We start from the raw sequence: 12,002 nt of genomic DNA on the forward strand, positions 1-12,002 counted from the left end.
TGCCGCTCTAGCCGCCTGGTGCGGGCTGACTGTAGGCGGGTAGCAGGATCCGCTCGTGCCAGCGGTTTACCGTGCCGTCCTTGCGCACTGTCAAGGGCAGGGACAGTTCCGACCAGATCTTGTACCCGTCCTCCCTGTACAGGAGGATCCACAGGGTCCCGGCCCCGACCCCGTGTGCCACGTCCGCGACGGGTCCTTCGATCACCTCATCCGCGAAAAAGAGCGGAAGTTGGGATTCGTAGCGGTCACGGTTCCGTTCGATGGCCTTGAGAGTCACGATCCCTCGTGGTCGGCGGGTGCTGGGAGAGGAGAAGCTCCGAACACCGGTGTGCTCGTCGCCGGTCACCGCCACAATGCCGACGGTACGGTCCGGAGAAAGGGTCACGGGTAGGTTCCCGGGGTTGTCGATCCCCCACCCCGCAGGTGCCAGGCGGTCGCGCAACCCCCGCACCGTTCCGGCCCATCGGGCGAGCCCCGGCATGTTCGGCGGGTCGTGCTTGGTCAGGTAGCGGCGGGACTCGCGGTCCCCGGCCGCCAGGGCGTGGGCGAGGTCGTCCAGGGTGAGGGAGAGGTCGTGGAGGCGGCGGACCGCTTGTTCGCCTTCGTGAACCCAGGCCATGGCTCCTCCGCGCCTGGAACCGGCGGTTGAGGCAATCGTCAGGCAGCCCGGGCCGACGGGCAATTGTCCGAGAGGTGACAACTCCATGGGGCCGGCGGGGCGGTGGCCGTATCGGTGCGGACTCTCGCCTCGCGTCTGCGGCGATCGTCGGCTGGTGGGGCCGGAACGCAATGGTGCGCGGCCGGACCCCGCTGCGATACTTGGTCTGCCCGGCCGCCGCCGAAAGGGAGCCCCCCGTGCAGCCCTTCGATCCGACATCCGCGCCCTCCTCCTTTCCTCCTCCCGCTCCCGCTCCAACCCCGAGGCGGAGCCGTGTGGGGCTGGTGCTGCTGATCGCGGTCCCGGCCCTGGTGCTGGTGCTGGTCGCCGCCGGGGCGGCCGTGTGGCTGCTGTGGCCCGGGCGGGCCGGGGGCGGGGAGACCGTGGTCGTGCGGGTGGACTCGGGGGCGTCGCGGGACGAGATCGCCGAGGTGGCCGAGATCCTGGCGGAGCGCGTGCGCGAGATGGGGGAGGGCGATCCGGTCGTGACCGCCGACCCAGGTGTGGTCGCCGTGGAGTTGCCCCGGGGCGCCGACTCCGAGGCCGCCGCGGACCTGCTCGGGCGGCGCGGGGTGCTGGCGTTCCGGCCGGTGGTGGGGACCGGGGCGCAGGCCGGCGACCCCGCCGACGCGGAGCTGTCCCTGCCCGAGCCGGACACCGGCCAGGACCTGCACCTCGGTCCGGCCCGGCTGGGCAACGCCGAGGTCGCCGCCGCCGAGGCCGCGCTGGACGAGCGCAGCGGCCAGTGGACCGTGAACGTCACCTTCACCGACGGCGGCCGCGAGGCGTGGGCCCGGCTGACCGGTGAGGCCGCGTGCCGGCCGGCGGGCGACGCCCGGCGCCGCGTCGCCATCGTGGTGGACGAGGAGGTCGTCTCCGCGCCGGAGGTGGGGCCCGAGACCGCCTGCGGCGTCGGCCTCACCGACGCGGCCACCGTCCTGTCGGGGCGGTTCACCGGCGACGAGGCGCGGGCGCTGGCGAGCCTCGTCCAGGTGGACCCGCTGCCCGTGGAGGCCGAGGTGGTCGAGGTCCGGTGAGCCGCCCGGGCCCGCCCGCCCCGCCCACCGCCGCGCCTCCGGCGGCCTCCGTCGCCCCCTTCTGATCCCGGAGCCCCGCCCCGCCTCCTCCCGCTTCCGTCCCGGCCGCCGCGCCGCCCTTGCCGCCTCCCGGCGCGAGGGCTACACTCGCCAGTACCGTACCGAACCGTTCGGTACGGTTGGGGAAGGAGGGACATGAGCGAGGCCGGTACCGATTCCAAGCGGGAGCAGATCCGGGCGGCGGCGATCGAGCTGTTCCTGGAGCGCGGGTACGCGGGGACCTCCACCGCCGAGGTGGCCAGGAAGGCCGGGGTGTCCAAGGAGACGCTGTACTCCCGGTACCGGGGCAAGGAGGAACTGCTCGGCGACGTGCTGGAGTCCTACATCGCGCGGTCCCTCGCGGCCGCCGCGCCGGCGGGCGAGTTCACGGCGCCGGCGACCGAGGAGGAGTTGCGCGGGCTGCTGGCGGCCTTCGCCGAGCGGCTGCTGGCCCAGCTCACCCGGCCCGACTACCTGGCCCTCGCACGCATGGTCATCGCCGAGCGCCACCGCGTGCCCGAGGTCGGGGAGCTGTTCCGGGCCGCAGTGCCCGTGCGCGCGCTCACCCGGGTCGCCGACCTGCTGGGCGCCGCCGAGCGCGCCGGGCTCATCGCGCTGCCCGAGGCCGACCCCGCCGCAGCCGCGCGCCTGTTCATGGGGCCGCTGCTCATCCACCTGCTCATGAACCACCTGCTGGCCGACCCCGACGAGAGCCGGCTCCTGGGCCGCCTGGACATCCCGACCCACGTCGACCTCTTCCTCGCCGCCGTCCGCCCCTCCGCCTGACCCGACGAAAGGACTCCCCATGAGCGAGCACTGCGACACCGACGTCCTCGTCGTCGGCGCCGGCGGCACGGGCCTGGCCCTGGCCGCCGGACTGGCCCGGCGCGGCGTGCGCGTGCGGGTCGTCGAGAAGTCGCCGACGCTCTCGCCGGTGCCCAAGGCCCTGGGTGTGCAGGCCCGCACCCTGGAGGTTCTTGAGGACCTCGGGGTGGTGCCCCGCATGGTCGCCGAGGGACTGCCGATGACCGCCATGCACGTCTACAGCGAGCGCCGGCCCGTGGCCGACGTCGACCTCTCCCTCATCGACAGCGGCTACCCCTACCTGCTGATGCTGCCGCAGAGCGCGGTGGAGCGGATCCTGGCCGACCGCCTGGCCGAGGAGGGCGTCACGGTCGAGCACGGCGTGGAGCTGACGAAGTTCGCCGACACCGGCGCGCACGTCGAGGCGGTGCTGCGCCGCGCCGACGGCGGCACGGAGACGGTCCGCGCCGGCTGGCTCGCGGGCTCCGACGGCGCCCACAGCACCGTGCGCCGCCTGCTCGGCACCCCCTTCGAGGGCACCGCGCTGGAGGAGAACTTCGCCACCGCCGACGTCGGGCTCGACTGGCGGCTGGGGTCCGGCGACGGCTTCGCCTTCCTCGACCGGGGCCGGCTGGCCGCCTTCTTCCCGCTGCGCGACGGCCGCTACCGCATGGTCATCGCCTACCCGCCCGGCGCCGCCCCCGGCGGCGAGGTGACCCGCGCCGAGATGCAGGCCCAGCTCGACCGGCTGGGCGTGCCCGGCGCGCGCGTCACCGACTTCGGCTGGTCGGCTCGGTTCCGCGTCAACCAGCGGCTGAGCGCCCGCCACTCCGCCGGCCGGGTCTTCCTCACCGGCGACGCCGCCCACATCCACTCCCCGGTGGGCGCCCAGGGCATGAACACCGGCATCCAGGACGCCGTCAACCTCGCCTGGAAGCTGGCCGCTCACATCCGCGGCGGCGCACCGCGCGACCTGCTCGACACCTACGGCCAGGAGCGCGGCGCCGTGGCCCGCCGCCTGGTCTCCGGCACCACTCGCTTCACCCGGCTCACCCTGCTGCACGGCACCGTCACCACGATGGTGCGCCGCGCGGTCGTGCCGCGCGTGCTGGGGCGCGGGGCCGTGCGGCGGCGGCTGGTCCGGGCGGTCGCGCAACTGGACGTGGCCTACCCCGACTCGGCGCTCAACGCCGGCGCGGCGCCCTCGGGCGGCCCCGGCCCCGGGGAGCGGGCGCCCTACACCGGGGTGTTCGGCCCCGCCGTGGGCGCGGGGGCGCGGCTGCTGGTGTTCACCGGGTACCCGGGCGCCGCCGACGCCGGGGTGCGCGCCGCGGCAGCGGAGTTGACCGCGCTGGCCGGGGCCCGCGCGGGCGTGGAGGTCGCGGTGGCCGCGCCCGAGGAGACCGACGGCCTGCCCGGCGCCCGGCGCGACCCCTCACTGGAGGCACACCGCCGGTTCGGGCTCACCGCCGGGGGCTACGCCCTGGTGCGGCCCGACGGCTATATCGCGGTGGTGGGCGCGCTGGGCGACACCGCCGCACTGCGCGCCCACCTGGACCGGTGGTTCCCTCGGGCGGAAGCCGCGGCGGCCGGCGCGCGGCGGGCCGACTGAGCCCGTGGGCGCGGACGCGCGACGGGGCGCCGCTCGGTCGCCCCCTCGCGGTCCGCCCCCGCGTGCGCCGTGCCCGGCCGGTCGGCCGGTGTGTGATGGCGTATTGACAGCGCGTTTGCGCCCACATAATCTCCAAACAATTGAAAGCGCTTTCCTAGGCAGCGGAAAGAAGGAGATCATTTCCCGCTCCGGCCGCCCCCGGTCCCTGGGGCGGTTTTCGCGCCGCTGCCTCGGACCTGCGTGAAGGTGCCGTCACGCAGGTCCGGTATCCGCCGCCGCGGTCCCCCGGCGGGCCGGTTGGGCGGCCCGCACCGCGGCGGCGGAATATCGAGGAGGTCATTTCGCCATGTCGAATTCCGTTGTGCGCGGACGCACCGCGCCGGGCGCCCGCCGCGGGTTCGCGGTCGGCGCGGCGCTGGCGCTGGGCGCCGCCACGCTGGCCGCCGGCGCCGTCGCGTCCCCCGCCGCCGCCCACGCCGTGGGCTCGCCCGAGGGCTGGGCGAGCATGAACGGCGGCACCACCGGCGGAGCAGGCGGCGCCACCGTCACCGTCAGCGACGCCGACGCCCTGGTCGAGGCCATGGAGAGCGACGAGCCGCTGACCATCCAGGTCGCCGGCAGCATCGAACTGTCGGGCATGAACGACGTCACCAGCGACAAGACCGTGGTGGGTCTGGGCTCCGACGCCGAGATCACCGGCGGCGGGCTCAACATCTCCGAGGCCCACAACGTCATCATCCAGAACATCGCGTTCTCCGAATGGGACGACGACGCCGTCAACGTCCAGCGGGGCTCCACCAACGTCTGGATCGACCACAACAGCTTCACCAACGGCTACGACGGCGCGATCGACGTCAAGCGGGAGTCCGACTTCGTCACCGTGTCGTGGAACCACATTTACGACCACAGCAAGTCGATGCTGCTCGGCCACGACGACGACCACACCGCCGACCAGGGCCACCTGCGGGTGACCTACCACCACAACTTCTTCGACGGCTCCGACCAGCGCCACCCGCGCGTGCGCTTCGGCGACCCGGTGCACGTCTACAACAACTACTACCGCGACGTCTCGGCCTACGGTGTCGCCTCCACCATGGACGCCGGCGTGCTGGTGGAGTGCAACTACTTCAAGAACGTCGAGCACCCCACCCACGTGGGCTACGGCGACTCCGACCCCGGCCGCCTGGAGGCCCGCGACAACGTCCTGGTCGACTCCGGGCCGCTGGAGACCGCCGGGTCGGTCGCCGACCCGCCCTACTCCTACACGCTGGACGACTGCGATTCGCTGCCGGGGATCGTCTCGGCCGGCGCCGGCCCCGGCGCCCGCTGAGCGCGCCGCCGCCGTGGCGCGGCGGCCGGCGGCAAGCGGGGACCCGCCCTCGGGCGGGTCCCCGCGCGCGTGTACGCCCGCACCCGCGCGCCCCGCCCGGTGCGCCTTGGAGGGGGCCGGGTTGTCGAGCGGCGGGCGGCTCGGTGACCATGGACACCCCCCGCTGTGGTGTTGAACACCGCTGTATTTCACTGTATACAGACAAACACACCACAGCACGACAAGTCCACCAGCGGTAACGGGTGGACGAGGAGGCGCGCGATGACAGACCCCAAGCCCCCCTCCGCCGACGCCGAGGGGCCGCCCTGGCGCAGGGCCGCCCTGCGCACCGGCCCCTTCGTCGCCGCCGCGGTGGTCACCGTGCTCCTGGCCGGGGCCGCCGTGGCCGGCGCCGACGACGAGGAGTCCCACGGCTTCGCCCAGGGCGAGCAGTTCCGCCTGCTGGCCCCCGCCGACCCCGGCGGCGGTTGGGACCAGACCGCCCGGGAGATGCAGTCCGCGCTGCGCGACCAGGTCGGCCGCGTCGAGGTCTACAACGTCGGCGGCGCCGGCGGCACCATCGGCCTCAACCAGTACGCCCAGCTCCCCGCCGAACCCACCGAGCTGATGGTCACCGGCCTCATCATGGTCGGCGCGATCGAGACCAGCGGATCGGCGGTCACCATGGACGACGTCACGCCGCTGGCCCGCCTCACCACCGACTACGAGATCATCGTCGTGCCCAACGACTCACCCGTGCGCGACACCGGCGACCTGGTCGACCTCATGCGCGAGGACCTCGGCGCGGTCTCCGTCGCGGGCGGCTCGGCCGGCGGCGTCGAGCAGATCCTGGCCGGGCTCATCGCCCAGGACATCGGCGCCGACCCCGCCGAGGTCAACTACATCGCCCACGCCGGCGGCGGCGAGGCCCTGGCCACCGTCCTCTCCGGCCGCGCCACCGCCGCCATCTCCGGTGTCTCCGAGATCCTGCCGCAGATCGAGGCCGGCCGGCTGCGCCCCATCGCGGTCTCCAGCACCGAGCGGCTGCCCGCCCTGCCCGACGTCCCCACCCTCATGGAGGAGGGGGTGGACGTCGAGCTGTCCAACTGGCGCGGCGTGGTCGCCCCCGCCGGCATCACCGAAGAGGAGGAGCGCCGCCTGGAGGAGCTGCTGATGACCATGGCCGAGTCGCCCGCCTGGCGCGACGCCCTCAAGCGGCGCGGCTGGGAGGACGCCGCCTTGGCCGGGCCGGAGTTCGAGAGCTTCATCGAGTCGGAGCGCGACCGCACCGCAGAGGTGCTTGAGCAGATCGGGTTGACATGAGCGCCACCGCCGACACCCCCGACCCCCGCGCCGCCCAGCACCCCGCCGCCGGGGAGCGCGCCGCCCAGGACCCCGCCGCCCAGCCCTCAGCCGCCCCGCCGGCCGGCGCGCCGGGCCGCCCGCCCGCCGCGCCCGCGCCGCCGCCCTTCGACGGCGGCTCCGACCGGCGCGGCCACCAGGCCACCGCCGCCCTCGGCGCGCTCATGGCCGTCTTCGGTGTCGTCGTCCTCGCCGACGCCGCGAGCCTGGGCGACGGCGTGGGCGCCGCCCTCGTCGGCCCCGGCGGGTTCCCCATGGTCGTGGGCGTGCTGCTCATCGGCGTGGGCGCCGCCCTGGCCGTGCGCGCCCTGGCGGCGCTGCGCACCGCGCCGGCCGGCGCGCCCGCCGCCGAACTCAAGGGCCGGTTCCTGCGGCTGGCCGCGCTGGTGGGCGCGCTCGTCGTCTTCGCGGTGGTCCTGCCCTACGCCGGGTTCACCCTGTCCTCGGCGCTGCTGTTCACCGCCGCCGCCCTGCTGCTGGGCGCACCGCACCCCTGGCGCACGGCCGCCTACGGCTGGACCCTGGCCGGCGTGCTGTTCCTGCTCTTCGACGTGCTGATCGGGCTGTCCCTGCCCGGCGGCCCCTGGGGGTTCTGAATGACCGAGATCTCCGCCCTGATCGACGGGTTCGGCGCGGCGCTGTCGCCGGTCAACCTGCTGTGGGCGCTGCTGGGCGTCACCATCGGCACGGCCGTGGGCGTCCTGCCGGGCATCGGCCCGGCGCTGACGGTGGCCCTGCTGCTGCCGCTCACCTTCCGGCTGGACCCCGCCGCGTCGCTGATCATGTTCGCCGGCATCTACTACGGCGGCATGTACGGCGGCTCCACCACCTCCATCCTGCTCAACACCCCCGGCGAGAGCGCGTCGATGGTCTCGGCGCTGGAGGGCAACAAGATGGCCCGCGCCGGGCGCGGCGCGGCGGCGCTTGCGGCGGCGGCCATCGGCAGCTTCGTGGCCGGCACCATCGGCACGGTCGGGCTGACCTTCCTGGCGCCCGTGGTCGCCGACTTCGCGGTCGGGTTCGGCCCGCCCGAGTACGTCGCGCTGATGGCGCTGGCGTTCGTCACCGTCAGCGCGCTGCTGGGCCGCAGCATCCTGCGCGGCGCGGCCAGCCTGCTCATCGGCGTGACCATCGGCCTGGTGGGGATCGACCAGCAGAGCGGCGACGCCCGCCTGGCCTTCGGCCTGCCCTCGCTGCTGGACGGCATCGACGTCGTCGTGGTGGTCGTGGCGCTGTTCGCGCTGGGCGAGACCTTCAGCCGCCTCATGCACGGCACCGGCGGCGAGACCGTGGAGCCCGTGCGCGACCGCGCGGTGCTGTCGCGCTCGGACTGGCGGCGCTCCTGGCCGGCGTGGCTGCGCGGGTCGGCCCTGGGCTTCCCGATCGGCAGCCTGCCCGCCGGCGGCGCCGAGGTCCCCACGTTCCTCAGCTACAGCGTGGAGAAGCGGCTGTCCAAGCGGCGCGAGGAGTTCGGGCACGGCGCGATCGAGGGCGTGGCCGGCCCCGAGGCCGCCAACAACGCGGCGGCGGCCGGGGTGCTGGTGCCGCTGCTGACCATCGGCCTGCCGACCTCGGCCACGGCCGCGGTCATCCTCACGGCGTTCCAGTCCTACGGGCTCCAGCCGGGGCCGCAACTGTTCAGCGAGTCGGGGCCGCTGCTGTGGACGCTGATCGCCAGCCTCTACATCGGCAACGTGATGCTGCTGGTGCTCAACCTGCCGCTGGTGCGGATGTGGGCGCGGCTGCTGACCATCCCGGCCTACGCCATCTACGCCGCGGTGCTGGTGTTCGCCACCCTGGGCACCTTCGCCTCGGGCGGCACCACCGCCGACCTGCTGATCCTCTACGCGCTGGGCCTGCTGGCGCTGCTCATGCACGCCGCCGACGTGCCGATCGCCCCGGCGGTGGTCGGGCTGATCCTGGGGCCGCTGCTGGAGCAGGAGCTGCGGCGGGCGCTGGCGCTGTCGCAGGGGGACCCGATGATCCTGGTCTCCAGCCCGCTGACCGTGGTGCTGTGGGTGCTGATGGCGCTGGCCCTGGCGCTGCCGCTGGTGGCCAAGACGGTCCGCCGCGACGTCGGGCGGACGGCCGCCGAAGAGGAGCCCGAGCAGGAGGCGGCGGGGCCGCCGCCCGCGCCCCGGGCCTGATCCGGCGCCGGCTCAGGCCGGCTGAAGGCGGGCGGCGCCCCCGGGCCGAGGTCCGGGGGCGCCGCCGTGTCCGCCCTGGCCGCGCGGTCGCGCGGGAGCACCCCGGGCGCCTCCTGGCGGACCACGGGCGAACCGCGCCTGGGGTCAGCCGGGCGCGGTGAGCCGGGCGACCGCCTCGCGGAGCGCGCGGCGGCGCCGCTCGCGCACGGCCGGGTCGCCGTCGGTGCCGGCCAGGCGGCGCAGGGCGGGGGAGGCCGAGGTCCAGGCCTGGAGCAGGGCCAGCACGAAGGCGAGCACGTCGGCCGGTGCGAAGGCGCCGCCGGCACCGTCGTCTCCGGCGGCCGCGGCGATCCGGGCCACCGCCCGGGCGTAGGACTCCTCCTCGGCCGGGCCGGCGGCGGTGCGCTCCAGGTTGCGCCAGGCCAGCAGCCGCAGCAGCGCGGGCCGCTCGTGCAGGTGGTCGAACAGCGCGGCGGCGTAGCCGGGCAGGTCGTGGGGGGTGAGGGGGACGGCGTCGAGCAGCGCCGCCAGGTCGCGCGCCACCACGGCGTCGAAGAGGCCGTCCTTGTCGCCGAAGTAGATGTAGATCAGCCGCTTGTTGGCGCCGGCCCGCTCGGCGATGCGGTCGACCCGCCCGCCCGCGAGGCCGTGCCGGTGGAACTCCTCGAACGCGGCGTCGAGCAGGCGCCGCCGGGTGGCCGCCGACTGCTCGGCCTTGGTGCGCCGGGGCTGGGTGCTCACGCGCCAGACGATACACCCTAACCGGATGGTGAAGATAAGGACCTACCGCCGCGGGGGGCCCCCCCCCCCCCCCCGGGGGGGGGGGGGCCCCCGCCCCCCCCCCCCCGGGGGGGGGCCGCCCGCCGCGCGCCCCGCCCCCGCGGGGTGGGGGGGGGGCGGGCCGCGCGCGCCTCAGGCGAGGTCGTAGACCCGCACGTAGTCGATCTTCATCTCCTGGGGGAACCGCGTGCTCGCGTCGGGCGCGCCGGGCCACTGGCCGCCCACGGCCACGTTGAGGATCAGGAAGAACGGGTGGTCGTACACCCACGGGTTGCCGCGGGTGTCGGCGGGGGTGAACGTCTGGTAGGCCACCCCGTCGACGAACCAGGTGATGGCGTCGGGGCGCCACTCCACGGCGAAGGTGTGGAAGGTGTCGGTGAACGCCCAGCCCTGGGGGTGGTGGTAGGAGCCGGTCACCGCGCCGCCGCCGGAGTAGCCGGGGCCGTGCAGGGACCCGTGGACCGTGGCGGGCTCGTGGCCGACGTTCTCCATGATGTCGATTTCGCCGCTGTTGGGCCAGCCGACCTGGCCGAGGTCGTCGCCCAGCATCCAGAACGCCGGCCAGATGCCCTGACCGGTGGGGATCTTGATGCGGGCCTCGAACCGGCCGTAGGCGTGGGTGAACTTCCCGGAGGTGTTCATCCGGCCCGAGGTGTACTGGCAGGGGCCGTAGTGGCACTGGTACCCGGCGGGGTTGCCCTGCCGGGCGGTGATCACCATGTTGCCGGCGCCGTCGTGGGCGAGGTTGTCGCGGGAGTCGGCGTAGTACTGGAGTTCCTGGTTGCCGCCGCCGTCGCCGTTGACCTCCACGGTCCACTTGGCGGGGTCGGGGGCGGTGCCGGCGGGGGCGTTGAACTCGTCGGCCCACACCAGGGCGGCGGAGTCGGCGTCGAACGCCGCCGGCTGGGCGGCGGGGGCGGCGGCCGCTCCGGCGGGGGCGCCGAGGGCCACCAGGCCGGCGGCGGCGGTGACCGCCGCGCAGGCCAGGGCGGTGGCGCGCAGTCCGCGCCGCCGGCGGCGGGGGAGGGGGCGGGGGGTCGCGGGGGTCGCTGTGCTCATGAGGACCGTTCCGGGCGCCGGTTGCCCCGCATGCGGTCGGGGGCCGCAGCGGGGGTGACACGGGACAGCCGGCACCCTGCTGGACGGGTGCGGACCCGGCCCGAGCCGAGGCGGCGCCAGGTGGGGCGAACCGCTGGAGGCGCGGACCCGGTGTGCACGATGACGGATCTGCTGGTGCTTCGTCACCCTTGGTAATGGGAAGCAACCTTACTTATTTGCAGAGAAGATCCGCAAGGGGTGTTTCCGGTTTTCCGCGCCCCGCTCTCCTGCCTCCCGCGCCGGCGGCACGCCGGTCGCCCCTCTGCCGCGAAAACCCGTTGCGGCCGCTGCGGGGGTTGGCGAGGGTGGGCGGCGTCCGACGGCCGTGGAGCGGGGGCCGGGCGCCCCAGGAGGAGGGTCAGTGCTGACCGAGCGCGAGATCGCGTCGTTTGTCGAGGACGGGTTCGTCGCGGTGCGCGGGGCCTTCCCCCGCGACCTGGCCGAACGCGGCCGGGCCGAGCTGTGGGCCGACCTCGGGTGCGACCCCGACGACCCCGCCACCTGGACCCGGCCCGTGGTGCGGCTGGGCGGCTACCACAGCGCCCCGTTCGTGGCGGCCGCGAACACGCCCGCGCTGCACGCCGCCTACGACCGGTTGGCGGGCGCGGGGCGCTGGCGCGCGCCGCTGGGGCTGGGCACGTTCCCGGTGCGCTTCCCCAGCGAGGAGCCGCCCGGCGACGACGGCTGGCACCTGGACGCCTCGTTCAGCGGCGCCCAGGGGGAGTACCGCGTCAACCTGCGCTCGCGCGGGCGGGCGCTGCTGATGCTGTTCCTCTTCTCCGACACCGGCCCCGACGACGCGCCCACCCGGATCCGGGTCGGCTCCCACCGCGACGTCCCCCCGCTGCTGGCCGACGCCGGCGAGGAGGGCCGCGAGTGGTTCGAGCTGTGCGGGGAGGCGGCCGCGGCCGGCGAGGGGCGGCCGGAGGCGCTCGCCACCGGAGAGGCCGGCGACGTCTTCCTGTGCCACCCGTTCCTGGTGCACGCCGCGCAGCCGCACCGGGGCAGCGCGCCCCGGTTCCTGGCCCAGCCGCCGCTGCTGCCCGTCGGCGAACTCGACCTCGACGCGGCCGAGCCCACGCCCGTGGAGCGGGCGGTGGTCCAGGCGCTGGCCGGGCGCTGAGGCGGGCGGCCGTGGAAGACCGCCGGGCGGGGC

At 75.3% G+C, this 12,002-nt stretch carries 11 protein-coding genes; 8 read left to right on the top strand and 3 right to left on the bottom strand.

Annotation, left to right across the window (positions count from 1 at the left end):
- Positions 1 to 7: 7 nt before the first annotated feature.
- Positions 8 to 619 (bottom strand): alpha/beta hydrolase family protein, encoded by a 612-nt coding sequence (locus tag LG943_RS07075; protein ID WP_270071374.1) that lies wholly within the window; start codon positions 617 to 619, stop codon positions 8 to 10.
- A 314-nt stretch (positions 620 to 933) separates the two neighbouring features.
- Between LG943_RS07075 and LG943_RS07080 the strand changes: the two genes are divergently transcribed.
- The 7 genes from LG943_RS07080 (at position 934) to LG943_RS07110 (ending at position 8,968) form a co-directional block, all read left to right on the top strand.
- Complete coding sequence (locus LG943_RS07080; RefSeq protein WP_270071375.1) at positions 934 to 1,695, top strand: SecDF P1 head subdomain-containing protein; 762 nt, start codon at positions 934 to 936, stop codon at positions 1,693 to 1,695.
- Positions 1,696 to 1,890: 195 nt separating this feature from the next.
- Entirely contained in the window at positions 1,891 to 2,520 is a 630-nt protein-coding gene (locus LG943_RS07085) for a TetR/AcrR family transcriptional regulator (protein WP_270071376.1), read from the top strand.
- Positions 2,521 to 2,539: 19 nt separating this feature from the next.
- A complete protein-coding gene (locus tag LG943_RS07090; RefSeq protein ID WP_270071377.1) occupies positions 2,540 to 4,150 on the top strand; it encodes an FAD-dependent monooxygenase in 1,611 nt (536 codons plus the stop codon).
- Between the two features lie 346 nt (positions 4,151 to 4,496).
- On the top strand, positions 4,497 to 5,480 hold the full coding sequence (locus LG943_RS07095) for a pectate lyase family protein (RefSeq protein WP_270071378.1): 984 nt from the start codon (positions 4,497 to 4,499) through the stop codon (positions 5,478 to 5,480).
- A gap of 261 nt (positions 5,481 to 5,741) precedes the next feature.
- Entirely contained in the window at positions 5,742 to 6,782 is a 1,041-nt protein-coding gene (locus LG943_RS07100) for a Bug family tripartite tricarboxylate transporter substrate binding protein (RefSeq protein ID WP_270071379.1), read from the top strand.
- The gene (locus LG943_RS07105) at positions 6,779 to 7,417 is read left to right on the top strand and encodes a tripartite tricarboxylate transporter TctB family protein (RefSeq protein ID WP_270071380.1); all 639 of its coding nucleotides are present in this window, start codon (positions 6,779 to 6,781) and stop codon (positions 7,415 to 7,417) included. Before LG943_RS07100 ends, LG943_RS07105 begins: the two co-directional genes overlap by 4 nt.
- Positions 7,418 to 8,968 (top strand): tripartite tricarboxylate transporter permease, encoded by a 1,551-nt coding sequence (locus tag LG943_RS07110; protein ID WP_270071381.1) that lies wholly within the window; start codon positions 7,418 to 7,420, stop codon positions 8,966 to 8,968.
- A 144-nt stretch (positions 8,969 to 9,112) separates the two neighbouring features.
- Here LG943_RS07110 and LG943_RS07115 read toward each other — a convergent pair whose 3' ends face one another.
- Both LG943_RS07115 and LG943_RS07120 read right to left on the bottom strand, forming a co-directional pair.
- Positions 9,113 to 9,709, bottom strand: coding sequence for a TetR/AcrR family transcriptional regulator (locus tag LG943_RS07115; RefSeq protein ID WP_270071382.1), 597 nt, complete (start codon positions 9,707 to 9,709; stop codon positions 9,113 to 9,115).
- Between the two features lie 171 nt (positions 9,710 to 9,880).
- The gene (locus tag LG943_RS07120; protein ID WP_270071383.1) at positions 9,881 to 10,807 is read right to left on the bottom strand and encodes a glycoside hydrolase family 16 protein; all 927 of its coding nucleotides are present in this window, start codon (positions 10,805 to 10,807) and stop codon (positions 9,881 to 9,883) included.
- A gap of 400 nt (positions 10,808 to 11,207) precedes the next feature.
- Here LG943_RS07120 and LG943_RS07125 point away from each other — a divergent pair, with 400 nt between their 5' ends.
- Positions 11,208 to 11,969, top strand: a complete 762-nt coding sequence (locus tag LG943_RS07125) for a phytanoyl-CoA dioxygenase family protein (protein ID WP_270071384.1) — start codon at positions 11,208 to 11,210, stop codon at positions 11,967 to 11,969.
- The last annotated feature ends 33 nt before the right edge of the window (positions 11,970 to 12,002 follow it).

The organism is Streptomonospora mangrovi (genome assembly GCF_027604915.1).
Lineage (GTDB): Bacteria > Actinomycetota > Actinomycetes > Streptosporangiales > Streptosporangiaceae > Streptomonospora > Streptomonospora mangrovi.